The organism is Pseudoduganella chitinolytica (assembly GCF_029028125.1).
Taxonomy (GTDB): Bacteria; Pseudomonadota; Gammaproteobacteria; order Burkholderiales; family Burkholderiaceae_D; genus Rugamonas; species Rugamonas chitinolytica.
In genome coordinates this window covers 2,655,977-2,681,349 of the sequence record NZ_CP119083.1, presented here as the reverse complement: position 1 = coordinate 2,681,349, position 25,373 = coordinate 2,655,977, and the positions used below count along the sequence as shown (strand labels likewise).

26 protein-coding genes are annotated in these 25,373 nt (G+C 67.9%); 14 read left to right on the top strand and 12 right to left on the bottom strand.

The features are described 5' to 3' along the window. Positions 1-43: 43 nt before the first annotated feature. Positions 44-400: a hypothetical protein gene (locus PX653_RS11840; protein ID WP_277418069.1), complete on the top strand. Its 357-nt coding sequence runs from the start codon at positions 44-46 to the stop codon at positions 398-400. Positions 401-605: 205 nt separating this feature from the next. Here the strand turns inward: PX653_RS11840 and PX653_RS11835 are convergent, their stop codons facing one another. The 7 genes from PX653_RS11835 to PX653_RS11805 all read right to left on the bottom strand — a co-directional run bounded on the left by PX653_RS11835 (position 606) and on the right by PX653_RS11805 (position 7,005). After that, positions 606-1,511, bottom strand: coding sequence for a universal stress protein (locus PX653_RS11835; protein WP_277418068.1), 906 nt, complete (start codon positions 1,509-1,511; stop codon positions 606-608). 49 nt (positions 1,512-1,560) lie between these two features. Further along, on the bottom strand, positions 1,561-1,932 hold the full coding sequence (locus PX653_RS11830; RefSeq protein WP_277418067.1) for a TraR/DksA family transcriptional regulator: 372 nt from the start codon (positions 1,930-1,932) through the stop codon (positions 1,561-1,563). Positions 1,933-2,052: 120 nt separating this feature from the next. Further along, entirely contained in the window at positions 2,053-2,553 is a 501-nt protein-coding gene (locus PX653_RS11825) for a hypothetical protein (RefSeq protein WP_277418066.1), read from the bottom strand. Then, positions 2,550-3,416: a hypothetical protein gene (locus PX653_RS11820; protein ID WP_277418065.1), complete on the bottom strand. Its 867-nt coding sequence runs from the start codon at positions 3,414-3,416 to the stop codon at positions 2,550-2,552. The genes PX653_RS11825 and PX653_RS11820 overlap by 4 nt, the downstream gene beginning before the upstream one ends. Positions 3,417-3,509: 93 nt before the next feature. After that, the gene (otnI, locus tag PX653_RS11815) at positions 3,510-4,292 is read right to left on the bottom strand and encodes a 2-oxo-tetronate isomerase (protein WP_277418064.1); all 783 of its coding nucleotides are present in this window, start codon (positions 4,290-4,292) and stop codon (positions 3,510-3,512) included. 301 nt (positions 4,293-4,593) lie between these two features. After that, positions 4,594-6,027, bottom strand: coding sequence for a DEAD/DEAH box helicase (locus PX653_RS11810; protein WP_277418063.1), 1,434 nt, complete (start codon positions 6,025-6,027; stop codon positions 4,594-4,596). A gap of 195 nt (positions 6,028-6,222) precedes the next feature. Further along, on the bottom strand, positions 6,223-7,005 hold the full coding sequence (locus PX653_RS11805; protein WP_277418563.1) for an inositol monophosphatase family protein: 783 nt from the start codon (positions 7,003-7,005) through the stop codon (positions 6,223-6,225). Between the two features lie 169 nt (positions 7,006-7,174). Between PX653_RS11805 and PX653_RS11800 the strand changes: the two genes are divergently transcribed. The 8 genes from PX653_RS11800 (at position 7,175) to yfcF (ending at position 17,204) form a co-directional block, all read left to right on the top strand. Continuing rightward, a complete protein-coding gene (locus tag PX653_RS11800; RefSeq protein WP_277418062.1) occupies positions 7,175-7,954 on the top strand; it encodes an RNA methyltransferase in 780 nt (259 codons plus the stop codon). 583 nt (positions 7,955-8,537) lie between these two features. After that, positions 8,538-10,145, top strand: coding sequence for a GMC family oxidoreductase (locus PX653_RS11790; RefSeq protein WP_277418061.1), 1,608 nt, complete (start codon positions 8,538-8,540; stop codon positions 10,143-10,145). 9 nt (positions 10,146-10,154) lie between these two features. Beyond that, on the top strand, positions 10,155-11,081 hold the full coding sequence (locus PX653_RS11785; RefSeq protein ID WP_277418060.1) for an esterase/lipase family protein: 927 nt from the start codon (positions 10,155-10,157) through the stop codon (positions 11,079-11,081). Positions 11,082-11,262: 181 nt separating this feature from the next. Beyond that, a complete protein-coding gene (locus PX653_RS11780; RefSeq protein ID WP_277418059.1) occupies positions 11,263-14,889 on the top strand; it encodes an EAL domain-containing protein in 3,627 nt (1,208 codons plus the stop codon). Between the two features lie 7 nt (positions 14,890-14,896). Next, entirely contained in the window at positions 14,897-15,178 is a 282-nt protein-coding gene (locus tag PX653_RS11775; protein ID WP_277418058.1) for a hypothetical protein, read from the top strand. Between the two features lie 82 nt (positions 15,179-15,260). Further along, positions 15,261-15,929 carry a TetR/AcrR family transcriptional regulator gene (locus tag PX653_RS11770; RefSeq protein ID WP_107141551.1) on the top strand — a complete coding sequence of 223 codons (669 nt, stop codon included), beginning with the start codon at positions 15,261-15,263 and terminating at the stop codon, positions 15,927-15,929. Beyond that, a complete protein-coding gene (locus PX653_RS11765; RefSeq protein ID WP_277418057.1) occupies positions 15,926-16,489 on the top strand; it encodes an LOG family protein in 564 nt (187 codons plus the stop codon). Before PX653_RS11770 ends, PX653_RS11765 begins: the two co-directional genes overlap by 4 nt. Before the next feature lie 97 nt (positions 16,490-16,586). Continuing rightward, positions 16,587-17,204 carry a glutathione transferase gene (gene yfcF, locus PX653_RS11760; RefSeq protein ID WP_277418056.1) on the top strand — a complete coding sequence of 206 codons (618 nt, stop codon included), beginning with the start codon at positions 16,587-16,589 and terminating at the stop codon, positions 17,202-17,204. Positions 17,205-17,228: 24 nt separating this feature from the next. On the opposite strand, the gene PX653_RS11755 is transcribed toward yfcF, so the two are convergent. Further along, complete coding sequence (locus PX653_RS11755; RefSeq protein WP_277418055.1) at positions 17,229-17,762, bottom strand: YgjP-like metallopeptidase domain-containing protein; 534 nt, start codon at positions 17,760-17,762, stop codon at positions 17,229-17,231. Between PX653_RS11755 and PX653_RS11750 the strand changes: the two genes are divergently transcribed. Continuing rightward, a complete protein-coding gene (locus PX653_RS11750; RefSeq protein WP_277418054.1) occupies positions 17,761-18,654 on the top strand; it encodes an endonuclease in 894 nt (297 codons plus the stop codon). The two genes, PX653_RS11755 and PX653_RS11750, sit on opposite strands and share 2 nt — an antisense overlap. A gap of 69 nt (positions 18,655-18,723) precedes the next feature. Next, complete coding sequence (locus PX653_RS11745; RefSeq protein ID WP_277418053.1) at positions 18,724-19,182, top strand: hypothetical protein; 459 nt, start codon at positions 18,724-18,726, stop codon at positions 19,180-19,182. Positions 19,183-19,414: 232 nt separating this feature from the next. Here PX653_RS11745 and PX653_RS11740 read toward each other — a convergent pair whose 3' ends face one another. After that, positions 19,415-20,620 carry a pyridoxal-phosphate-dependent aminotransferase family protein gene (locus tag PX653_RS11740; protein WP_277418562.1) on the bottom strand — a complete coding sequence of 402 codons (1,206 nt, stop codon included), beginning with the start codon at positions 20,618-20,620 and terminating at the stop codon, positions 19,415-19,417. A gap of 486 nt (positions 20,621-21,106) precedes the next feature. On the opposite strand from PX653_RS11740, the gene modB reads away from it, so the two are divergent. The 3 genes from modB to PX653_RS11725 are packed head-to-tail and all read left to right on the top strand — an operon-like array spanning position 21,107 to position 23,264. Beyond that, positions 21,107-21,781: a molybdate ABC transporter permease subunit gene (gene modB, locus PX653_RS11735; RefSeq protein WP_277418052.1), complete on the top strand. Its 675-nt coding sequence runs from the start codon at positions 21,107-21,109 to the stop codon at positions 21,779-21,781. Then, a complete protein-coding gene (locus PX653_RS11730; protein WP_277418051.1) occupies positions 21,778-22,455 on the top strand; it encodes an ATP-binding cassette domain-containing protein in 678 nt (225 codons plus the stop codon). The genes modB and PX653_RS11730 overlap by 4 nt, the downstream gene beginning before the upstream one ends. 41 nt (positions 22,456-22,496) lie before the next feature. Further along, complete coding sequence (locus PX653_RS11725; protein ID WP_277418561.1) at positions 22,497-23,264, top strand: TOBE domain-containing protein; 768 nt, start codon at positions 22,497-22,499, stop codon at positions 23,262-23,264. Between the two features lie 105 nt (positions 23,265-23,369). Here the strand turns inward: PX653_RS11725 and PX653_RS11720 are convergent, their stop codons facing one another. From PX653_RS11720 to PX653_RS11710, 3 genes are all read right to left on the bottom strand, one after another. After that, positions 23,370-23,897, bottom strand: coding sequence for a Dps family protein (locus tag PX653_RS11720; protein WP_277418050.1), 528 nt, complete (start codon positions 23,895-23,897; stop codon positions 23,370-23,372). Positions 23,898-24,211: 314 nt separating this feature from the next. Continuing rightward, the gene (locus PX653_RS11715) at positions 24,212-24,574 is read right to left on the bottom strand and encodes a KGG domain-containing protein (protein ID WP_277418049.1); all 363 of its coding nucleotides are present in this window, start codon (positions 24,572-24,574) and stop codon (positions 24,212-24,214) included. A gap of 117 nt (positions 24,575-24,691) precedes the next feature. Then, positions 24,692-25,297 (bottom strand): hemerythrin domain-containing protein, encoded by a 606-nt coding sequence (locus PX653_RS11710; RefSeq protein WP_277418048.1) that lies wholly within the window; start codon positions 25,295-25,297, stop codon positions 24,692-24,694. Positions 25,298-25,373: the final 76 nt, after the last annotated feature.

Genomic DNA, 25,373 nt, shown 5'->3' with positions numbered 1-25,373 from the left:
GACACGCTGCGCGCGGCGCATTGCCGGTGCGGGGAGGGTGGAGATGACACAGGCATGGCTGATCCTCACCGGTCCGGACGGCCGCGACATCGCGGCGCCGACGGAAGCGCAACTGACGGCGGCGCTGGCCGAGGTCTACGATGGCCACACGCGAGCAGCGGACGGCGGCCCTGGCTCGGCCGTGCTGAAGTTCGGCTATGACGACGGCCTGATGTACCTGCTGGAAGTGGGCACCGGCGGCGCCGTCCGCTACGAGGAATGGTCGGACCGCGATTGCGAGATCGCGCTGGCCGATCCGCGCCGCATGTCGGCGGACCAGGCGGATGCGCTGCAGCTATGGAAATGGCTGGCGCAGCGGCAGGTGGCGCGGATCCGGGAGCAGGATTGGCAGGACGGGTAAAGGCTGGGGTCTGTCCCCGGCAGGAGTTCGCCCTCGCAGTATCGCTGGTATTGTCAGGGGACTGAGCCGGAAGTTGGCTAAGCGTTTCGGCGCTTTCAAAACACTTCAGGGTCAGTCCCCTGCGGAGCGATACGGCGGCCCGGCAGACCCTAACCCGGCGACCGTGCGCTTAACTTAGCGGCACTAGGGGCAGACCCTGGGTAGTCTAATGCGCCATCAGCACCGGCACCGTCATCGAATCGAGCACCGTGCGCGTCACGCCGCCCAGCAGCGTTTCGCGGAAGCGCGAATGGCCGAAGGCGCCCAGCACCATCAGGTCGCAGCCCCGTTCGGTGGCCAGCGCCAGCAGGGATTCGCCGACCTGGGAAGGGCGCTTCAGCAGCCCCTGGCGCGGGCTGCTGGCCAGCACCACCTGGGCCGCGATGCCGTGCCGGCCCAGCCACGCCAGCACGTCGGCGCCCGGTTCGTTGCCGAACAGCGCCGGGTGCAGGTCCGCATCGAGGATGGCCACCGTCACTTTTTCCGCACCCCGCAACAACGGCAGCGCCTCCCGGACGGCGCGGGCCGCTTCCTTGCTGGCGTTCCAGGCCACCAGGACATCGCGACCCGGTGTCGGCGCTCCCTGGCTGGCGATACCCGCCGCGCTGACGGAGATCGACGCGCGCGGCCGCGCCGTATGCGGCACCACGAGCACGGCACAGCCGGACTCGGTCAGGACTTCGGCGGGAAAGCTGGCGGCGCTGCCGCGCTGCTCGGGCAAGGCCTGGCCAACGATCGCCAGGTCGGCATGGCGCGCCACGAGGGCCAGGCCGGCGCCCGGCTCGTCGTCCAGCACGCGCTCCTCGAACGACTGCACGCCGAGCGCGCGCAACTGCGGCGCGAAGCCGCCCAGCGCACGGGCGGCGCGTTCGCGCAGGACGTCCAGGTGCCGTGCCAGGTTGGCATCCTGCTCGTCCACCATCTCGTTCTGGTACAGGAAGCGCGACACGCCCGTCAGCGCCACCCCCACCACGTGCGCATCGTGCTGCAGGGCCAGTTCGGCCGCCATCAGCACGCGCGCGCCAACGTGCGGTGCTTCGTCGAGATGTACGAGAATCGTCTTGTAGGCCATGCGCCGATTATAGAAGTGGCGGGAACGGGTGCGCGCACGCCAGGGCACTTCAGTGCCGGCTGCGCTCCATGCGGGTCTGGCAGCCGATGCACAGGCACGCTTCGGGCCGCGCATCCAGGCGCGACGCGCCGATCGGGCCACCGCAGCTTTCGCAGATGCCGTAGTCGCCGCTGGCGAACTTCGCCAGCGCATGGCGGATCGCGGCCAGCTGGGCCAGCCGATGGTCGTCCGCCTCCGCTTCCAGCTGGTTCAAGGTGCGGTTGCTGGCGCTGTCCGCCGGCGAAGTTTCGATTTCCTCGACGGCCGGGGTACGGCTGAACTCGTTCGCGGGGCGGCCGGCGAACTGCCCCAGCAGGGCGCTCTTGCGCGCCTCCAGCAAAGCCTTCAGCGCCGCCAGCCGATCCGGTGTCAAGTCGTTCATCTGCGTGCTCTTTGCGGGTGCGCGCAACCGCGCGGGGTGGCGCAGGGTTGGCGCAGGGTTGGTTGCCGTTGCAGGGCGCCCGGTTCAAAGAAGACAGCGCGCCGGCTTCACGCATGCAACTCACGCCCCCATTGTATGCCCGTCGTCCGGTTTGCGCGAGTCGGCCTTGTAGGCGTCCAGGTTGTCCTTCAGGTCTTCCAGTGCGGCGGCGGCTTCCTTGCCCTTGGCAGTCAGCACCGCCGCAGTCAGGCCAAGCAGCGCGGCGACGATACCGGCGATGTCCTTGGCGCGGTCGATACGCCGGATGGTCTCCCGCGCGCGCGTCGCCACGTCCAGCAACTGCGCACTCGGCACGACGAGACCGGCAGTGGCCAGCCGCGCCGAATCCACGTACAGGCTGTTGGCCTGCTGGCGCAGCGCCACCTCCTGCTCGAACAGCGCCTGCGCGTCGGCGTGCGCGATGCCGCCCACATCCGCGCCGCCGGCATCCGTACCATCCTGCTCGCCATTGCGGCGGATGGCGCGCATGATCCGTTCGTGCAGCGCATTGGCGCTGGCGGACAGGCTGTCGGCCAGCGCCTCGATGTCGGCGGGCGTGGCGGTGGCTGAGGATGCGCTCATGGCAGGGCTCCTGTGGCGGTGGGGACGGCGGCGGGCGTGGCGACGCGCACGCTGGCCGGTGCGCCTTCCAGGCCTTGCACCAGCGCCTGGTGGCGCGTCTGGATCTCGTGCACGTGGCGCGCGGCCAGCGTGTGGCGCAAGCCCAGCAGGCGGTACTCGCTGGCCTTTTCCTGCCGGTGCGCTTTCGCCAGCACCGCCAGCAGGCGATCGTGCGGGTTGTCCGCGAACGACGTTTCCACGTCCAGCATGCCCAGCACGATGGCGCGCTCGTTGTCGTGCGTCTTGTCGTAGTGGCGCAGCACGGTGCTCATCGCCTCCAGCGACGCCTGCATCGGCTCGTAGCCTTCGCGCAGCATCGCCTGCACGGCCTGGTCCTGCTGGCGTCCACCGGCCAGCCGCGCCAGCAGCCGGGTCAGGCCCGCATAGGCGCTGACGTGGCGGTCCGTGATGCCTGCGTCCGGCCAGGTCTTGATGCCGGTCGCGGCGGCCTTGACCTGGTCGTCCACCCGGAACTGCTCGCTGCCCGCCATGGCGCCCAGGGCCCGCATGTAGGCGACGACGGCCTGCTGGATCGCCATGAAATCGGGGTAGGCGTCGCGCCGCTTCTCGTCGATGGCCTTCTCGCGCTGGGCGGCGGCCGCGGTCAGATAGGGCTGCTCGCGCTGGTAGGTGTCGCGGTAGCGCTGGCTCAGCTCCGCATACGACGTCAAGGTGGGCGACAGCGCGGCAAACTGGCGTACTTCCTCCAGCCGGCGCTGGCCCGCGCACCCGGTCAGCCCCGCCAGCAGCAGCGCCAGCAGCGCCAGCTGCCAGCAACGTCGCAACAGGGAAGATGGGGGCGGCAGGGCAGACGACGCATGCATGATGAGCCTTTCTCGTGACCGGAATCAGAATGGTGCGGCACGCGCGATGGCTGCCGTTTGCGCGAACGCAAGGACAGGCGCGACGTTGTCAGGTTATCGCATTTGTATGACGTCGCGCCAGCCCAAACCGGCGACAGTGTTGTCGCGCGGCCGATATTCACAGCCGACCCAGCCGTCGTAGCCGAGTTCGTCAAGGAGGCGCAGCAGGGATGGGTAGTCGATCTGGCCAGTGCCGGGCTCATGGCGCCCCGGGGCATCGGCCAGCTGGAAGTGGCGGATCGACGGCAGGTGCGCGCGGATCGTGTCGGCCAGGGGCTCTTCCATCCGGTGCATGTGGTAGATGTCGTACTGGAGATACAGGTTGGGCCGCGCGCAGGCGCCGATGATGTCCAGCGCATCGGCGCTCTTCTGCAGGAAGTAGCCGGGCATGTCGAAGCCGTTGATCGGCTCGATCAGCACGCCGATGCCATGGGGCGCGAAGACCTCGGCCGCATATTGCAGGTTGACGATGTAGGCCTCGCGTGCCCGCCGTGGCGGCAGGCCGGGCGGCACGATCCCGGCCATGCAGTGCACGTACGGAACGTTCAGGCAGGTGGCATAGCGCAGGGCCGTCTGCACGCTGACGCGAAATTCGCTCATGCGGCGCGGATCGCAGGCATTGCCGCGGTCGCCGCGCTCCCAGTCGCCGGGCGGAAGGTTGTGCAGGGCCAGCTGCAGGCAATTGTCTTGCAGCCGGCGGGCGATGTCCTCGGGGGCGTATTCATACGGAAACAGGAACTCGACCCCCTCGAACCCGGCGTCGCGCGCGGCGGCAAAGCGGTCGAGGAAGCTGTGTTCGGTAAACAGCATGGACAGGTTGGCGGCGAGACGGGGCATGGCGACTTCCAGGGGCGGAAAGTTGCCATACTATCAGTTTGGTGTGGACGGGGGCACTGGCAGCATGAGCAGGGTTCATCTTGCCCGTCAAAGCGCGCTTTCACCTCGACGCGAGGAAATTCCCCTATGCAATCCCAAGCACGGCCGGGCCGCAACGCCGCAGCCGCGTGCAGTAAGGGGCCTTGCCCTGGCGCCATTCCACGACGCCGAGGTGATTGCGCGGGCGAAAAAAAACCACCGCAGGGCGGTGGTTTCAACTCGACCGCCGCAAGCGACGAATCAAGGGGTAAGTCTGCGAATATCAGCGGCCGCGGCCGCCACCGCCAGTGCGGGCCTGGGCTGGCGCACCGGAGCGCGGGCCGCCACCGCTGCGGGCGACGCTGCCGCCGCTGCGGCCGCCGTTGCCGGAACGATTGCCGCCACCGCCACCGCCACCGCCGCCATTGCCGGCCGCCGCGGCACGGGGCTGGCCATTGCCGCCCGGCTTGCCGCGACCGCCGCCGCCATTGCCGCCGCCGGGGCGGGAGTTGCGGTGGTGACCGGTGCCGCTGCGCAGCTGGATTGGCTGCGCTCGCGCGTTCGGGTCCGGTTCGAAGCCGGGAATCACTTCACGCGGCAGCGTTTGCTTGATCAGTTTCTCGATGTCCTTCAGCATGTCGTGCTCGTCCACGCAGACCAGGGACACGGCCTCGCCGGTGGCGCCGGCACGGCCCGTGCGGCCGATCCGGTGCACGTAGTCTTCCGGCACGTTCGGCAGGTCGTAGTTGACGACGTGCGGCAGCTGGTCGATGTCGATGCCACGTGCGGCGATGTCGGTCGCGACCAGCACTTGCAGGGTGCCGTCCTTGAACTCGCTCAGCGCACGCGTGCGCGCCGACTGGCTCTTGTTGCCGTGGATCGCCATCGCGCCGATGCCGTCCGCGCCCAGCTGTTCGACCAGCTTGTTGGCGCCGTGCTTGGTGCGGGTGAAGACCAGCACCTGCGTCCACTTGTGCGTGCGGATCAGGTGCGACAGCATCGGGTGCTTCTTGTCGCGGTCGACGGGGTGGATCTTCTGGGCGATGATCTCGACGGTCGAATTGCGGCGCGCCACCTCGATCGTGGCCGGGTTGTTCAGCAGGCCGTCGGCCAGCGCCTTGATCTCGTCGGAGAACGTGGCCGAGAACAGCAGGTTCTGGCGCTTCGGCGGCAGCGCGGCCAGCACCTTGCGGATATCGCGGATGAAGCCCATGTCCAGCATGCGGTCGGCTTCGTCCAGGATCAGGATCTCGACCTTGTCCAGGTTGACGGTGCCTTGCTGCATGTGGTCCAGCAGGCGACCCGGCGTGGCGACGAGGATGTCGACGCCATGCTTGAGCAGCTTGATCTGGGGATTGATGCTGACGCCGCCGAAGATCACGGCGGAGTTCAGCTTGGTGTACTTGCCGTAGACCTTGACGCTTTCCTCGACCTGGGCCGCCAGCTCGCGGGTCGGCGTCAGGATCAGCGCGCGGATGGGGCGGGGCGACGTATTGTTGGTCAGCTTTGCGCCGAAGGCGTCGGTCGACAGGCGATGCAGCACGGGCAGCGTGAAGCCGGCGGTCTTGCCGGTGCCGGTCTGGGCGCCGGCCAGCAGGTCGCCGCCGTTCAGCACGGCCGGGACAGCCTGGCTCTGGATCGGCGTGGGCGCCGTGTAGCCCGTTTCGGTAACGGCGCGCACGATCGCGTCGGACAAGCCAAGTTGAGAGAAGGACATAGGTACTCGATTAGTAATCAGACCTGCCAGTTTGGCAGGTGGAAAAGAATGCATCCGGACGGAATTTCCGCACAGATAGTATAGCAGCGATTCTCAACGCTAATTTCGTACTGGAAATAAAAAAGGGAGGCTTTCGCCTCCTTTTTTGTAACAATGTCACAGATTGTTAGCAGATCGTTATCTTTACGTGGCGAATTACGCGAACTCGGCCAGCAGCGGCACCATCTGGCCGAACACGCGCGGGCTTGCCGCGATGATATGACCCGTCGCCAGGTAGTTCGACTCGCCGTTGAACTCGCCGGCGATGCCGCCCGCTTCCGTCACCAGCAGCGAACCGGCGGCGATGTCCCACGCCTGCAGGTTCTTTTCATAGTAGCCGTCCAGGCGGCCCGCGGCGACGTAGGCCAGGTCCAGCGCGGCCGAACCGGCGCGGCGCACGCCGTGGCAGCGCTCGGCCATGATGCCGTACATTTTCAGGTATTCGTCCAGCGCCTTCGGGCTGCCGTTCTTGTAGCCCGTGCCCAGCAGCGCGCCGCTGATGCGGTCCTGCTTGCGCACGCGGATGCGCTTCTCGTTCAGGTAGGCGCCGGCGCCTTTTTCGGCCGTGAACAGGTCGTTGGCGACCGGGTCGTAGACCAGGCCCAGCGTGATGACGCCGCGCTGCTGCAGCGCGATCGATACCGCATACTGGGGGAAGCCGTGCATGAAGTTGGTGGTGCCGTCCAGCGGGTCGATGACCCACACGAATTCACTCTCGTCGTTCACGTTGCCCGTCGTGCCGGACTCCTCGCACAGGAAAGCGTGGTCGGGGTAAGCTTTTTGCAACACTTCGATGATGGCCTGCTCGGCGGCCTGGTCGACGTCCGTCACGAAGTCATTGTGTTGTTTTTCGGTAACAGTGACCCGGTCCAGGTCGAACGACGCGCGGTTGATGACGGCGGCGCCGCGACGGGCGGCCTTGACGGCCGTGTTGAGCATTGGATGCATTGCAATTCCCCAAATGGAAGCGCGACCCCGGCACGGCGTACTTCGCACGCGCGCTGCAGGATCGGCAAGCTGTGAACAAGAATGAATTAAAGAGCGGCCGCGAGGCCTGGTGGTCAGGGTAGAATCTGCGCCCACCGACTCGCGAAAAGCGCTATTTTAAATGAAGCAGCCCGAAATCACATCGTCTCTTTTCAGCCGCCTGCGCGTGGTGCTGGTCGAAACCAGCCGGGCAGGGAACATCGGCGCTGTCGCGCGCGCCATGAAGACGATGGGATTTTCCGACCTGGTGCTGGTCAGCCCCCGCCATGAGGGCATGCCGCAGCACGAGGAGGCGGTGGCGTTCGCCAGCGGCGCCCAGGACCTGCTCGCCGGCGCCCGCATCGTCGACACCATCGGCGAGGCGCTGGAGGGGATCAATTACGCCGCGGCCGTCTCGGCCCGGCTGCGCGAGTTCTCGCCGCCGGTGCACACACCACGCGAAGTGGCCGAGCACGCCGCCGCCGCGCCCGACCTGCGCGTGGCACTTATCCTGGGCAACGAACGCTTTGGCCTGCCGAACGACATCGTCGAGCGCTGCAATGTGCTGATCAACATCCCCGCCAATCCCGACTATTCGTCGCTGAACCTGGCCCAGGCGGCGCAGGTGCTGGTCTACGAATGCCGGATGGCCGCGCTGGCCGCAGGCAACGCGCCCGCGGCCGCGCCGAAGGTCGACGTGGGCTTCCATGGCGAGGCCGCCTCGCTGGCCCAGATCGACGGCATGTACACGCACCTGGAAGAGGCATTGGTCACGGTCGGCTTCCTGGACGCGCACAATCCCCGCAAGCTGATGCCGCGCATCAAGCGCCTGTTTGCCCGCACGCAGCTGGAGACGGAAGAGGTCAATATCCTGCGCGGCATCGCGCGCCAGATCATGGTGCGCTGCAAGAAGGGAAACTGAGGCGGTCCTCTAATTGCACGGTCGTTCCTCTCGTACACTCGGCTGATAAAACCAACAGCACGGAGACGTATGACGACACGCAGAGCGTTCCTCAAATTCGGGGTAGGCGGCGCCTTGGCGCTGGTCGCCGGCGGCGCGCTGTACCGCGGCCTGCAGCACGGCGCGCCCGCCCGCTTCAGCCTCGACACCGCCGGGCGCGACCTGTTGACGGCCGTCGTGCCGGCGCTGCTGGGCCCCGCGCTGCCGGCCGCGCCCGCCGCCCGGCAGCAGGCCGTCGAGGCCACCGTCGAACGGGTCAAGGCCGCCATCGCCGGCCTGCCGCTGGCGGCGCAAGGCGAGCTGCAGGACCTGTTCGGCCTGCTGGCCCTGGCCCCGCGCGGCGCCTGCTGGCAGGCCTGCCGGCGTGGCGCGACGCCAGCCCGGAACAGCTCGACAGCTTCCTGCAGGAGTGGCGCCTGCACCGCTTCGCCAAGCTGCGCGCGGGCTACCAGGCGCTGCACGACCTCGTCATCGGCAGCTGGTACGCCGACCCGTCCAGCTGGGCCGCCATCGGCTATCCCGGTCCGATGCCGGAGCTGGCGGCATGAGCGCGCCCGCCAACGTCATCCCGGACCCGATCGCCGCCGGTGTCGCGGCAGGCTGGAAGGTGATCGACTGCGCCACGCTGACGGACGACCGCGTCATCGAGGCCGATGTCGCCGTCGTCGGCAGCGGCGCGGGCGGCGGTGTCACGGCCGAGATCCTGACGGCCGCGGGGCTGAACGTCGTCATCGTCGAGGAGGGCGCGCTGAAGTCCTCGCGCGACTTCCGCATGCGCGAAGCCGAAGCCTATCCGGCGCTGTACCAGGAGTCGGCCGCGCGCAAGACGAAGGACAAGGGCATCAACATCCTGCAGGGCCGCACGGTCGGCGGTTCGACGACAGTGAACTGGACGTCGAGCTTTCGCACGCCGCCGGCGACGCTGGCGCACTGGCAGCGCCGCTACGGCCTGGCGGACTACTCGGTCGAGGCGTTGCAGCCGTGGTTCGAACGGATGGAAGAGCGCCTGCACATCGCCGACTGGCCCACGCCGCCGAACGCCAACAACGACCTGCTGCGGCAGGGCGCCAGCCGGCTGGGCATTCATACCGCCGCGATCCGCCGCAACGTCAACGGCTGCTGGAACCTGGGCTACTGCGGCATGGGCTGTCCCACCAATGCCAAGCAGTCGATGCTGATCACGACCATCCCGGCCGCGCTGGCGGGCGGCGCCACGTTGCTGACGCGCGCGCGCGCCGAGCGCCTGGTGCTGCGTGGCGACAAGGCCGAGCACGTGCTGGTCGCGGCGCTGGGCGCGGACGGCATCGTGCCCACCGGCCGCATGGTCACGGTGCGGGCCCGCCACGTCGTCGTGGCGGGTGGCGCGATCAATTCGCCCGGCCTGCTGCTGCGCTCCAATGCGCCCGACCCGCATGGCCTGCTGGGCAAGCGTACCTTCCTGCATCCCACGCTGGTGTCGGCGGCCCGCTTCGCCCAGCGGGTGGAAGGCTACGCGGGCGCGCCGCAGACGGTCTATTCCGACGACTTCCTCGACACGCTGCCGGTCGACGGGCCGGTGGGCTACAAGCTGGAGGTGCCGCCGCTGCACCCGCTGCTGCTGTCCACGACCCTGGCCGGCTTCGGCGCCGCGCATGCGGAAGCGATGCGCCACTTCGCCCACACGCAAGGTATGCTGGCCCTGCTGCGCGACGGCTTCCATGAAGGGTCGCAGGGCGGCCAGGTCCACCTGCGCGGCGACGGCACTGCGGAGCTCGACTACGAAATGACGGACTACCTGTGGGACGGCGCCCGGCGCGCGCTGCTGACGATGGCGGAAATCCAGTTCGCCGCCGGCGCCGAGGCGGTACTGCCGCTGCACGAGATGGGCCGGCACCACGCCAGCTGGCCCGAGGCCAAGGCGGCCATCGCCGCACTGCCGATGGCGCCGCTGCTGACCCGGGTGGCATCGGCGCACGTGATGGGCGGCTGCACGATGGCGGCCGACGAGCGCGATGGCGTCGTCGCGCCCGATGGCCGCTACCGCCATCTGGCCAACGTCTCCGTGCATGACGGCTCGCTGTTCCCCACGTCGATCGGCGCCAACCCGCAGCTGTCGATCTACGGCATCACGGCGCGGCTGGCCGCCGGCCTGGCCCGCACACTGAAGGGATAGGAGCGTCCGATGGTGGTCCGCATCCTGCTGGCGATCATGGTGGCGCAGGTCGTGTGCGCGCTGCTGATCTGGTACGCCGCCACGGCCTACGTGCCGGCCGACCTCGCGCTCGTGCTGGCGCTGCTGGCCGTCGTGCTGGTGCGCCTGGCGATCACCGCGAACAATTTCCTCCTGAGCCGGCGCCACGGCAGTGCCACGCCCGCCGCGCACCGGCTGACGGCCGGCGCCAGGCTGCGCGTGGTGCTGGCCGAATTTCGCGCGACGATGCTGACGTCGTCGTGGCACATGCTGCGGCACCGGCCCGCACCGTTCCTGGCGCCGGGCGGCACTGCCTTGCCGGTGCTGCTGGTACATGGCTACGGCGCCAACGGCGGCTACTGGCATGCGCTGCGCCGGCTGCTGCGGGCGCAGGGGATCAGCCACGATGCCGTCGACCTGGAGCCCGTCACGGCCGCCATCGACGACTATGCCGGCCAGGTCGAGGACGGCGTGGCGCGGCTGCTGGCGGCGACGGGCGCGCCACGGGTCGTCATCGTCGCGCACAGCATGGGCGGCCTGGTCACACGGGCCTGGCTGCGCCGCCATGGCGCGGCGGCCGAAGCGCGCGTGGCACGCGTCATCACGCTGGGCACGCCGCACTTCGGCACGGCGCTGGCGGCGCTGGGCATCGGCGCCAACGCGGCGCAGATGCGGCGCGGCGCGCCGTGGCTGGCGCAGCTCGACCGCGACGACCGGTGCCGGCGGGCCCTGATCACGTCCATCTGGACGTGGCACGACAACATCATCGCGCCGCAGGCTTCCTGCCAGTTGCCGGGCGCCCGCAACGTGGCTCTGGGCGGCATCGGCCACGTCGCGCTGGGCAGCCATCCCCAAGTGTTGCGCACGATACTCGACGAGATTTTGACGGCGTCGAAACCATCCGCTAGACTATATTGATTGCTGGAAACATGGTCACGTCCGACACAGAACGGACGGTCCGTGCGCGCGCGGCTTTCGTGCATCGCGTGCCAGCGGAATAGGGGATACTGACAGGACGGGGAGGGCGCATGCCCGCGATAAGGGCCCGCATACCATGCCAGCGGCAGGGGCGTGCCCAGGTAACTACAGGAGTGCGAACGTGTCGGCACGGATCCTCATCATAGAAGACAATCCCACCAATATGGAGTTGATGGTGTACCTGCTGCGGGCATTCGGGTACACGCCGCTCAGCGCCGCGGACGGGGAGGAAGGGGTGGCGGTGGCGCGGCGCGAACGACCCGACCTCATCATCTGCGACGTCCACCTGCCCAAGCTCGATGGCTACGGCGTGGTGGCCGCCCTGAAGGCCGATCCGGGCACGCGCGCCATTCCCGCGCTGGCCGTGACAGCGCTGGCGATGGTGGGGGACCGCGAACGCCTGCTGGCGGCGGGCTTCGACGGCTACATCGGCAAGCCCATCGAACCGGACAGCTTCGTTACCCAGATCGAGTCTTTTTTACCGGGGGAGATGTCGCCCCCTGAACAAGACGACATCGCAACGATCCTCATCGTCGACGATCATGTGCTGAACCGCGAGTTCCTGATGACGTTGCTGGGGTTCTCCGGCTACCGCCTGATGGAGGCGGCCAGCGGCACCGAGGCGCTCAAGCTGATCGAGCACGACAAGCCGGACCTGATCATCTCGGACATCCTGATGCCGCAGATGGACGGCTACGAGCTGGTGGCGCGGGTGCGCAACAATCCCGCCACCGCGCAGGTGCCCATCATCTTCTACACGGCGACCTACCGCGAGAAGGAAGCGGCCGCCGTCGCCGAGGCATGCGGCGTGCGCTGGGTGCTGCCGAAACCGTCCGACCCCGACATCATCCTCGGCACCGTGCACGAGGCGCTGGGCGCGAAGGAAGCGCCGCCCCTGCTGGACTTCGCGCCGCAGCCGCCGGACGACAACCAGCTGGGCCATATCGGCAACAAGATGGCGCAATACCTGGACGAGGTGGAGTCGTCCAGCCAGCTCCTGACGCAGCTGGCGCGCCACGACGGCAAGGAGGGCCGGGATGCCGAGACGGAGCGCGTGCACACGATGACGCAGCGGCTGTCGAACAGCCTGTCCAGCCTGCAGGCCGTCAGCCTGCGCCTGACGGCGCTGATCGAACTGGGCATCGACCTGGGCGCCAAGCGCGAGCCGCAAGGGCTGCTCGATATCGGCTGCAACGTGGCGCAGAACATCTGCGTGTCGCGCTATGCCTGCATCGGCGTGCTGGACGAGGATGCCGGCTCGCTGACCCACTTCAGCTGCTGCGGCATCGCCGAGAACGTGCACGTGCTGTCGTCCAATCCGGATGCCGGCGTGCTGCGCCAGGTGATGCAGTCGCGCCAGCCCGTGCGCATGGCGGCGCTGCCCGGTCATCCGGGCCACCTTGGCCTGCCGGACGAACATCCACCCGTGCACTCGTTCCTGGGCGTGCCGATCGCATCGAACGAGCGCGTGCACGGCTGGCTCTACCTGGCCGACAAGATGGGCGCGCCCGAGTTCTCCGAGGTCGACGAGCGCGTGGCCGTCACGGTGGCCGCGCAGGTCGCGGTGGCCTACGAGAACCTCAAGCTGTACGACGAGATCCGCCGCAACCACGCGCAGCTGCAGGCGGACATGGATGCGCGCAGCAAGCTGACCGAAGACCTGCGGCGCTTCCGCATGGCGATGGATGCGACGGCGGATGCCATCTTCCTGGTCGACCGCGCCAACATGTGCTTTGTGGACGTCAACGTGACGGCCTGCCGCATGCTGGGCTACGAGCGCGAGGATTTCCTGCTGGTGGGCCAGCGCGACCGCGGCAGCGCGCCCGCCCAGCTGGCGGAGCTGTACGAAAAACTGCTGGCGGGCGACCAGAGCGGCGCCATGACGGAGCTGCTGGTGCACCGGCGCGACGGCTCGCTGCTGTCGGTCGAGGTGCAGCGGCGCACCTTGCGCTCGGGCCAGAACTGGATCCTCGTGGCCGTGGCGCGCGACATCACGGAGCGCAAGGAAGCGGAGCGCCGCCTGCTCAAGCTGGCCCACTTCGATACGCTGACCAACCTGCCCAACCGCAGCCAGCTGTACGAATCGCTGACGCATTCGCTGGTGCAGGCGGCCGAGCACCGTTGGGCGCTGGCCGTGCTGTTCCTCGACATGGACCGCTTCAAGAATATCAACGACACCTTGGGCCACACCATCGGCGACGAGCTGCTGCGCCAGTTCTCCAGCCGGTTGGTGGACTGCCTGCGCGTGCGCGACACCATCGGCCGCTTCGGCGGCGACGAGTTCGCGGCCATCCTGATGCTGCCCGAAGGCGTGCAGAGCGCACTGCCCGTGATCGACAAGATCCGCGAGGCGATGCGCCAGCCGTTCGACCTGAAGGGCCATGAAGTCACCGTCACCGCCAGCATCGGCATTTCCGTGTTCCCCGACGACGGCGCGGATGCGGACACGCTGATCAAGTTTGCCGACACGGCCATGTACCGCGCCAAGGAAGCGGGGCGCGACGCGTTCCGCTTCTTCACGGCCGAGATGAACGCGCAGTCGCTGGCCCGGCTGGACCTGGAGAACGCGCTGCGCCGCGCGATCGACAACGGCGAGTTCGTGCTGTACTTCCAGCCCAAGGTACACCTGGCCACGGGCCGCATCAGCGGCGCCGAGGCGCTGATCCGCTGGAACCGCCCTGGCCACGGCATGGTGTCGCCGGCGCTGTTCATCCCGCTGCTGGAAGAGACGGGCCTGATCGTGCGCGTGGGCGCGTGGGTGATCCACGAGGCGTGCCGCAAGATCGCCCAGTGGAAGGCCTCGGGCGCGGGCGCCGTGCAGCTCTCGGTCAACGTGTCGGGCATCCAGTTCTTCGTGGGCGGCTTGCAGGAGGAGGTGCTGAAGGCGCTGCGCGAGCACGACATCCCGCCCGAGCTGCTGGAACTGGAACTGACGGAAAGCTCGCTGATGTCGAACGCGGAAGAGACCATCACGGTGCTGCAGACCCTGAAGGAACTGGGCATCAAGATCTCGATCGACGACTTCGGCACCGGCTACTCGTCGCTGGCCTACCTGAAGCGCTTCCCCATCGACAAGCTGAAGATCGACATCGCGTTCGTGCGCGAGGTGACGAGCAATCCGGACGACGCGGCCATCGTGCTGGCCATCATCAACATGGCGCACAGCATGAAGCTGAAGGTCATCGCGGAGGGCGTCGAGAAGGATGCCCAGCTGGCCTACCTGCGCCGGCACGACTGCGACGAGATGCAGGGCTATTACTTCAGCCGCCCCGTGCCGGCCGAGGACTTCGAGGCGATGCTGCGCGAAGGGCGCTACCTGCAGACGCCGACCGACGACGAGCAGGAGCGCGAGCAACCGACCCTCCTGATCGTGGACGACGACGCGTTCATGCTGGACGTGCTGTCGGACTTCCTGGCGCAGGACGGCTACCGCATCCTGACGGCGCAGACGGCGGCCGAAGGCTTCGACATCCTGGCGCGCTACCGCGTCCAGGTGATCCTGTGCGACCAGTGCATGCCGAACATGAGCGGCACGGAGTTCATGGAGCGGGTCAAGAACCTGGCCCCGGACACGTTCCGCATCATGCTGTCGGCCTATGCGGACCTGACGCCGATCATGGCCGCGATCAATCGCGGCGCCATCGACCGCTTCTATACGAAGCCGTGGAAGGGTGCCGTTTTGCGTGAAAACATCCGCGAGGGCTTCCGGCTGCACGGCCAGGCGCGCGCGCGGATGCAGGCGGCGTGAGGGGACCATGGCCAAAAAAGTGAAATCGACTGTGTGGCAGGCGGGCGTTGACGCGTTCGCGGCGCGGCGCAAGAAGGTCGAGGCGTTGCGCGCGGCGGTGCGCAGCGCGCGCGAAGGCACGGCTCGGCCGGGCGCGCGCCTGGTGGCGTCGAACGATGGCATGGACGAGCAGGTGCGCCACGCGGCGCTGGCCGCGACCTTGCCGCTGCGGCAGGAGCTGGAAGCGCTGAAAGACGAGGTGGCGGGGCTGCGGCGGCAGGTGGCGGAGCTGTCGAAACGCGACGGGTGAGGGCCCGGCGGTTCCAGCGGGAGCGCCATCGGTGTTATCCTTGCAGGAGCAATAACAGAAATAACAGGAAAACACTGGCCCCATGCTACAAAAAGCCCCAAGACGCACACGCGAACGAATACTGGAGTTGTCGCTGCGCCTGTTCAACGAATTCGGCGAGCCGAACATCACCACGACCGTGATCGCCGAAGAGATGAATATCTCGCCGGGGAACCTGTACTACCATTTCCGCAACAAGGACGACATCGTCAACTCGATCTTCGTCCAGTTCGAGCAGGAGATCGAGCGCATCCTGCACGTGCCCAGCGGGCGCCGCTCGAACATCGAAGACGTGTGGCAGTACCTGCACCTGATGTTCGAACTGATCTGGCGCTACCGCTTCTTCTACCGCGACCTGAACGACCTGTTGTCGCGCAACCGCAAGCTCGAGCTGCACTTCAAGCAGATCTTGGCGCACAAGATCAAGGTGGCCACGCAGCTGTGCGTGGACCTGCGCAGCGAGGCCTCGCTGGAAGCATCGGATGTGACGATCGAGGCGATGGCCACCAACATGGTGGTGGTGGCGACCTACTGGCTGTCGTACGAATACGTGCGCAACCCCCGCAAGTACACGGAGCAGCAATCGATGGCGGACGCGCTGGCGCGCGGCTGCTACCAGGTGCTGACCCAGGTCGAACCCTATCTGCGCGGCGAGACGCTGCAGCGCTTCCGCAAGCTGTCCGACGACTACCTGAAGAAACTCAACAAGTGAAAGCCATCTGTGTCTATTGCGGCGCCCGTCCCGGCGCCAGCCCCCTGTACGCCGACGGCGCCCGCGCGCTGGCTGCGGCGCTGGTCGAACAAAACCTGGCCCTGGTCTATGGCGGCGGCAAGGTCGGCCTGATGGGCATCGTGGCCGACGAGGTGCTGCGCCTGGGCGGCGAGGTCACGGGCGTCATCCCCAACGCGCTGGTGGAGCGGGAAGTGGGCCACACGGGCCTGACGCGCCAGTTCATCGTCAAGGACATGCACGAGCGCAAGGCCATGATGGCGCGCCTGGCGGACGGCTTCATCGCGCTGCCGGGCGGCATGGGCACGCTGGAAGAGCTGTTCGAGATGCTGACATGGGGCCAGCTGGGCATCCATGACAAGCCCGTGGGCCTGTTGAACGTGGGCGGTTTCTACGACCGCCTGGCCGCCTTTATCGGCCACGCCCGCGACGAAGGCTTTATCGGCGCGGAACACGCGGCGCGCATGCTGGTGGCCGATGCGCCGCAGGACCTGCTGGCGCAAATGCGCGCCATGGCACCGGCGCAGGCGCTGTACACCTGACGTCGCCAAGTCGACGCGTGGTGGGTTCCAGCCTGGATGGCAAGGGTGTTATGATTGAAGTTTCGATAACAACGCCATTCCAACCCAGGAGCAGCCGATGCTGTTATACGTCGACAGTCAATACACCAGCCCTTATGCGATGTCCGTCTTTGTCGCACTGCAGGAAAAGAGCATTCCCTTCGACGTGCGCACCGTGGACCTGGACGCGGGCGGACAGCATGCGCCCAATTTTGCCGCGCAATCGCTGACGCAGCGGGTGCCGACCCTGGTCGACGGCGACTTCCAACTGAGCGAGTCGTCCGCCATCACGGAATACCTGGACGAGGTGTATCCAGGCGCGCCCCTGTACCCCGCCGACCCGAAACTGAAGGCGCGCGCGCGCCAGGTGCAGGCCTGGTTGCGCAGCGACCTGCTGCCGATCCGCCAGGAGCGCTCCACGTTGGTCGTGTTCTACGGGCCGAGCGACGCGCCGTTGTCGCCCACCGCGCAAGCGGCCGCGCAAAAGCTGTTCAGCGCCGCCGATGCGCTGCTGGCCGAAGGCGCCGAGCACCTGTGCGGCACATGGTCGCTGGCCGACGTCGACCTGGCCGTCATGCTGCATCGCCTGATCCTGAACGGTGATCCCGTCCCGCCGCGGCTGCGCGAATATGCCGAGCGGCAGTGGCAGCGACCGACGGTGCAGGCCTGGGTCAAGCGCGAGCGCCCGCCGCTGTAAGGGCGGCGCAACGAGCACGGGCGCTCACCACAGCTTGCGCCCCGAATGCTCCAGCGCCGTGAGGTACACGCGCACGTCGAATTCGTACTGGTGGTAGTTCGGTTCCATGTACGTGCACAGCTTGTAGAACGCCTTGTCGTGCTGCTTTTCCTTCACGTGCGCCAGCTCATGGACGGCGATCATGCGCAGGAACTCCAGCGGCGCGTCGCGGAACATCGTCGCGACCTTGATCTCGTGCTTGGCCTTCAGCTTGCCGCCCTGGACCCGCGAGATCGACGTGTGCAGGCCCAGCGCGTGGTTGATGACGTGGATCTTGTTGTCGAAGGCGACCTTGTTGATCGGCTCCGCATTGCGCAGGAACTCCGTCTTCAGGTCCTGCACGTAGTCGTACAGCGCGCGGTCGTTGCGCACGTCGTGGGCTTTCGGATAACGTTGCAGCAGCATGTCGCCGAGACGGTCCTGGGCCAGCAGCTGCGCCACCTGGGTACGCAGGTGGTCGGGGTAGGCGCCGAGGTATTTCAGGGGCGGGTCAAACGGGTGCTGGGCGGACGAATTCATGGCGGCGAGACTGTACCACAGCCGCGCCGCGCCGTATCATGGCGCCATGCACACCCACGTCAATTCGGTGGGGCTCCTGGTCTGCGCCGATCCCGCACTGAACTTCAGCACCCCGTCGCATATCCCGCGCGCCTGCATCGACGCGCTGCCGCCGCAACCGGGCATCTACATCTTCCGCGACGAGGCCGGCGTGCCCGTCTACATCGGCAAGAGCGTCAATATCCGCCAGCGCGTGCTGTCGCACCTGCGCACGCTTGACGAAGCGCAGATGCTGGCGCGCACCCGCCATATCGACCATGAACGCACGGGCGGCGAGATCGGCGCCTTGCTGCGCGAGGCGCAACTGATCAAGGCCCACCAGCCCGTCTTCAACAGCAAGCTGCGGCGCATCCGCGAGATGTGCTCGATCCGCCTGGGCGCGCCGCTGCCCGAGGTGGTGTTCGCGAAGGACATCGACTTCGGCCGCACCGACGGCCTGTTCGGCCTGTTCCAGACGCCGCAGGCGGCGCGCGAGACCCTGCGCACCCTGGCGCAGGATGCGGGGCTGTGCTCCGTCATGACGGGCCTGGAAAAGGGCAGGCCGTGCTTCGCGCGCCAGATCCGCCGTTGCCAGGGCGCCTGCACGGGCGAGGAAAGCGCCGCCGACCATGCCGAGCGCGTGCAGGCCGCGCTCGCGCCGCTGCGTGTGACGCCGTGGCCGTATCCCGGCCCCATCGCCATCGTGGAAAAGTCCGACGGGCTGCGCCAGCGCCAGCTGGTCGACAACTGGTGCTACCTGGGTACACGCCGGCCGCGAGGCAAGGCGCCGGCGCGCTTCGACGTCGATGTCTACCGCATCCTGGCGCGGCCATTGCTGCAGGGCGGCCTGACGATCGAGCAGTTGCCGGTGTAGCGGGCGACACGACCCGGCCGTGGCCGCTACAGTTGAGCGATCGACAAATCGTTTACGGAGCCACATCCCATGCCCAGCCTGCTTTCTTCCGCCCTGATCGGCGCTGTCGCCAGCGCCCGCTCGATGACGCCGATGGCCACCATTGCCGCCGCGCGCCTGGCCAGGCGCGACACGCCGGGCGAACTGTTCCTGCTCGATCGGCCCCTGTTCAAGTACGGCGCGCTGGCCATGGGCGTGGGCGAACTGGCCGGCGACAAGATGAAGACGGCGCCGGACCGCACCGTGTTCCTCGGCCTGCTGGCGCGCGTCATGAGCGCCGGGATTGCCGGCGCGGCTCTGGCGCCGCGGGGCCAGGAAAAGACCGGAGCCGCACTGGCGGTCGCGACCGCCGTGCCGCTGGCCTACCTGACCCTGGCGAAGCGCAAGGAAGCGATGGCAACCATCGGCCAGACCCGCAGCGGCCTGATCGAGGACGCGCTGGTGGTGGCTGCCGGGGCCGCGGTGGTGGCCCTGGCGACGCGGGGGTAAGCCTGTGCAGCGCAGGCCATGGCATGAACAGGTGACAGTCGCCATTTGTTAATGGGTGACTGCCCCTGAAGCCGCTAAGTTAAGAACCATAAGCCACCCCTACGGCGAAGGGCCGGGGTCAGACCCGGCGGGTCTGACCCCAGTTCCTGGTCTTGGGTTTCAGGAAAAGCCAGCGGCTCGCGGACCTCTACGCCTTACTTAGCGGCATTAGCGACTGTCACCGCTTGCCGCATCAAGCCGCGTCGTAGCCGACCTGCTGCAGCGAGCGCTCCAGCTCCGCCGCCCCGGCCGGCAGGTCGACGTGGGCACCCAGGTCGCGCATCGTGGAGCCGAACGCGTGCAGGGTGCGGAACAGGTGGTGCGCGCGGCACTGCTCGCCCATCTGGCCGATACGCACGATGTCGAGGCCGAACGAGCCGGAGATCTCGACGCGGTAGCGCCGCGAGATGTGCGCGCAGACTTCCTTGCGGTCGATCCCGGCGGGCACCTCGATACCGATGACGGAATGCAGCCGCGATGCGGGCTGGCCGTACAAGGTCAGGCCCATCGCCTCGATGGCGCGCTGCATCGCCGTGGAACAGCCCGCATGGCGAGCGAAGCGGCGCTCCAGCGTCTCCTGGCAGATCAGGTGCAGCGCCTCGTGCAGCGCCAGGATGCCGGAGACGGGCGCCGTGTAGTGGTAGGAGGCGTGGTGCCAGAACTGCGCCGCCAGCTTGGCATCCAGGCACCAGTGCGGCGGGGCGGCCGGGCGGCTCTCGATGCGCTCCCACGCCCGTTGTGACAGCGCGATCAGCGACACGCCCGGGATCGACGACAGCCCCTTCTGGCCGCCCGTGACGACGGCGTCAACGTCCCATTCGTCCATCAGCAGCGGCGTCGTGCTGAGCGTGCAGACGGCATCGGCCACGACCAGGCAGCCGGCCGCGCGGGCCAGCCGCGCGATGTCGGCCAGGTGGTGGTTGAACGTGGTGGACGACGTCTCGCCATGGGCCAGCGTCAGCACGGCCGGGCGCACGCGCGCCAGCGTCGCCTCCAGCTGCGCCAGGTCGACGACTTCGCCCAGTGGCACTTCCAGGATCTCGACGTCGCCGCCTACGCGCCGCGCCATTTCGGCAAAGCGCGAACTGAAGTAGCCGTTGCAGACCGACAGCACCTTGGTGCCCGGCCACACCAGGTTGGTGATGCTCATCTCCATCGCGGCCGAGCCGGGGCCGGCGACGCCGAGGATCCACGGCGATTCGGTCTGGAACACGTAGCGCGCCATCGACTGCACTTGCGCGATGATGCGGGCCATCGTGTCGCCCAGGTGGTTGATGACGATCGAGTTGGCATGGGCCACCCGCGCCGGGATCGGCACCGGGCCCGCGCCCATCATCAAGAGGGGTTCCGCCGGCAGCAGGGCGTCCAGTGTTTCGATGACCGGCTGCGCAATCGGCATCGCCGCTCGCGCCGCCGCCGCGTCCTGGCCCGCGGCCGCGCTGGCGGCGGAACGGGTGGCGTCGGTGGTGCAGGCTTCCTGCACGCGGGCGTGATGGGACGGAATGGGCATGGTCGTTCCTTTGCTCGGTGGTGAAATGGTGGATGGGTAGGCTCTGGGCGCGGCGGGTCGGCGCGCGGGCTGCACAAGCCAGCAGGGTGGGCTGGCGGCGGCCGGTCCCGGGCGGGAGCGGCGCAGCGTGACGACGGCCGGGGATGGTGGCGGTCGGTGTGGTCGATTCTAGCAGGGCCGTTGCCAACGAGGCAATGTCGGCGCGAGCCAACCGGCAGCGCGCACCCGGCCGAAGTGACTACAGCGCACCGCTATATAATCGGGTATATTGCGCTTTCACTAACCCGGATTGCCGTTTACCATGTCCACGCTCCCGTTCACGTCCGCGCCGCAGGCCAGGCACGCCTCCCGCGCCGGTATTGGCGCCGACCGGCCATGACGGAACCGGCACTGACCGCGCTGGGCCTGTCGCTGAAGGTGGCGCTGTGGGCGACCGGCATCGACCTGGTGCTGGGCACGGCGGTGGGCTACCTGCTGGCGCGCGGGCGATTTCCCGGCCGCGAGCTGCTCGATGCGCTGCTGACGCTGCCCATGGTGATGCCGCCGACGGTGCTGGGCTATTACCTGCTGGTCGTCATCGGCCGCAACGGTCCGCTGGGCGGCTGGCTGCACGACACGTTCGGCATCAACCTGATCTTCACCTGGCAGGCTGCCGTCATCGCCGCCGCCATCGTCGCGTTTCCGCTGGTGCTGAAGGGCGCCCGCGCGGCCTTCGAGACCGTCGATGTGCAGCTGGAACAGGCCGCGCGCGTGCTGGGCGTCTCCGAAGCCGGCGTGTTCCTGCGCGTGACGTTGCCATTGGCATGGCGCGGCATCCTGGCCGGTACGCTGCTGGCCTTCGCCCGCTCGATGGGCGAATTCGGTGCCACGCTGATGGTGGCCGGCAGCATCCCGGGCCGGACGCAGACGCTGTCGATTGCCGTCTACGAAGCCGTACAGGCCGGCCAGGACGACACGGCCAACCTGCTGGTGCTGATCACGTCCGTCACGTGCGTGCTGGTGCTGGTGCTGGCCAGCCGCCTGGCGCCCGGACGGAGGTTATCCGCATGAGCATCCGCGTGGACATCGCCAGCACGCTGCGCGCCGGCGCCCGCACTTTCAACCTGCGCGCGCGCTTCGTGGCGCAGGGCAAGCGTGTCGTCATCTATGGCGCCTCGGGCGCGGGCAAGAGCCAGATGCTGAAAGCCATCGCCGGCCTGGCGCGGCCGGACGCGGGCCGCATCGAGTTGTCCGGGCGGGTGCTGTTCGACCGGGCCGCGCGCATCGACGTCTCGCCGCAGCGGCGCCGGGTGGGCTACCTGTTCCAGGACTACGCGCTGTTCCCGCACCTGAACGTACGCCAGAACATCGCCTTCGGCCTGCAGCGGGGCTGGCGCAATCCGCCCCGGCGCGCCGATAGTACCGCCGTCGATTATTGGCTGCATGCGTTCGAGCTGGACGCGGTCGCGCAGCAGGCGCCGGAGCAGCTGTCGGGCGGCCAGCGCCAGCGCGTCGCCCTGGCGCGCGCCCTGGTGGCGGAACCGGCCGCCTTGCTGCTGGACGAGCCGTTTGCCGCGCTCGATCCGGCCCTGCGCGTGCGCATGCGCGCCGAGCTCGATGCGCTGCAGCGCCGCCTGGACATCCCGATGCTCCTCATCACGCACGATCCGGACGATGCGGCCACGTTTGGTGGCCAGGTGCTGACGATGGCGGACGGCGCCATCGTCGGGGAGCGCTTCCTGTGAGCGCGGGCAAGCTGGCGCTGCAGGGCAAGCTGTGGCTGACGATGGACGGCCAGCACCTGGGTGGCCCTGACCGCGTCGCGCTTTTGGCGGCGATCGGCACGCACGGCTCGATCACGCAGGCCGCCAGGGCCGTCGGCATGAGCTACAAGGCCGCCTGGGATGCCGTCGAGGCGATGAACAACCTGGCCGGCGCCGCGCTGGTGGAGCGGCTGGCTGGCGGCAAGGGCGGCGGCGGCACCCGCCTGACGCCGCGTGGCGTGCAGCTGGTCGAGAATTTCCGCCGGCTGGAAGCGGCGCACCACCGCTTCATCGACCATCTCGACAGCCAGCACGACGGCAGCGCCGACGCGCTGGCCGATCTCGACCTGATCAGGACCATGAGCATGAGAACCAGCGCACGCAACCAGTTTGCCGGCACCGTGACGAAGGTGGTGACCGGCGCCGTCAACGATGAAGTGACGCTGGCGATCGTCGGCGGGCAGCAGATCGTCGCCATCGTCACGCACGACAGTACCGTCAGCCTGGGCCTCGCGCCCGGCGTGGCGGCATTCGCGCTGGTAAAAGCGTCGTCGATCATCGTGGCGGTGGGAGGCGACGCGGGCCGGCTGTCGGCCCGCAACCGGCTGGCCGGGACCATCGCGCGGGTGCGCACGGGGGCGGTCAATTCGGACGTGACGATTGCGCTGCCGGGCGGCGGCACGATCGGTGCGACGGTCACGCGGGACAGCGAGGAAGCGCTCGAGCTGCGGGAAGGGATCGCGGCGACCGCCGTGTTCAAGGCCAGCAGCGTGATTGTCGGGGTCGCATAGGGTCTGTCCCACGGGCACTGACCCTGAAGTTTGCCTGTCCGGTCATGCAACCGAACTTCGGGGTCAGTCCCTTGCAGGGACAGACCCCAACCCATCACCAACCCCTCAAGCGCCGCGGGTCGACTCGAACAGGAACCAGATCCGCTCTTCGGCCTCGTCGATCCAGTTCTCCAGCAGGCTGGCGGTGGCGATGTCGTTGTCCTCGTCGCACACGGCGTGCACATCGCGCATCGACTTCACCAGCGACTGGTTGTCGTTGCGCAGCTCTTCCAGCATGGCGGTCGCGTCGACGAATTCCTTGTCGTTGTCCTGGATGCGCTGCAGCTGGGAGATGTGCTTGATGGAACGGATCGTCGTGCCGCCCAGCTTGCGCACGCGCTCGGCGATCGGGTCCAGCATCGCGTAGATGGCGGCGGCCTGCTCGTCCAGCAGCAGGTGGTGCGAGCGGAAGTGCGGGCCGCTCACGTGCCAGTGGAAGTTCTTGCATTTCACGTACAGGGCGAACGTGTCCGCCAGCAGTGCGTTCAGGCCTTCGGCCACGTCCTTGCGCGCCTTCTTGCCCAGGTCGGTCGGGGTCTTCAGGTCGTCGCTCGGCTTCTGTTGGTTCTGTTGTTTGTCGAATTGTTCGTTCATGTCTGCCTCGTCGTTTGTGAGTATTCAGTAGTGAAGGAAACTGAAATTCATTGTAACGCAGACAATAAAATCGCGTTTTGAACGGTGCGCCGCATCGGTTCATCGCGCTACGCCCCGGCCGATGGGGCGCGGAGGGCCTTGCGGCACCTTGCCGCGTGTAGCGTTGACCCGCATGTGAACCGGCGAAGCGTGACAGGAGAGGTGGCCCACGAACAGCAGCGCCCACCGCGCCGGGTACCAGGAGGTCCGGCATGGCGGGAGACGGCCAGCGCTCGTGGCACCGGCGATCGGTTGCTGACTCGGCGGTTGCCTGCTCAGCGTTTGTCTTCCTTGGCACCCTGGCGGGCGCCCCGGTTGGCGGACTGGCGGCTTTCGCCGCCCTTGCGGCCGATCTCGGCCATGTGCTCACGGTCGCGGCTGACGGCTTCGCCCCCTTTCTGGCCGGCGCGGCGCGCCTCCTCGGAATCGAACTCGTGCGCCGTGCCTTTCTGGTGTGCGGCCTGTCCTCCCTTGCTGGCGATCTGGCGCTGCGTGGCCTCGTCCATCGCGGCAAAGCCACGCTTGGCCGTGCTTTTCTGCCCCGTGCCGCTGTCGCCGCGCTGGCTGTTGCCGCCGCCGGCGCTGTTCACGTTACCTGCGTCCGTGCCGCGGTCCCGATCGACCTGATTTGTAGCCATGTTCTACCCCTCTCGCAAGATTGACGGGCCAGGCGACATGCCCGGCCCGCGAAGCGGCGTTGCGCCGCTTCGCCTGGTTAGAGGAGGGGAGGCGGCAGAAGTTCCTGCCGCCGGCCCTTACGAGTCGGCCTTGCCCACCGCCGACCGTTCGCCCACGGCCTCGCGGGTGCCGCTGCGCAGGGGCGCCGCGCCCATGTCATGTTCCAGCTGTTCCTTGCGGTCGGCCAGTTGCTCGCGCAGCCGGGCCAGGTTCACGTCGGACTGGCGCGCCTTCGGGAACATTTCCTGCTCTTCTTCCGTCACATGGTGTTCGATGGCACGGCGCAGCAGCGCCATCGTGCTGTCCAGGTCCTGGTCGTCGCCGGACATGCCCTGGATATGGGCGATCAGCTCCTTGGCCTCGGCGTGTTCCTGGATGGCTTCCTGCACCATTTTCTCGTCGCCCGTTTCGCTGCGGAACGCCGGGTAGAACAGTTCCTCCTCGAGCTGCGTGTGGATCGTCAGTTCCATGCAGATCTGCAGCGCGAGATCCGCCTTCAGGCTGATGTCGCCGATGCGGGCCAGGCGCTCGTATTCGCGGAACAGTTGCTTGGCCTTGTCGTGGTCGCTCGTCAGCAGGGCGACGGCGTCGTTGACTGTCGAGTGGCCGGCACGCGGCATGCGCGCGGCGGGGTGGTCTTCGCTCGTCGGCAGGGGAATGGCTTTGTCGGATTCGTTCGTCATGGGTGGCTCCTGTGATGGGTGGGGAAATCCGCGCCATGCGGGTAAGACGGCGCGGCAGCTGCCTTGCTTACGTCGG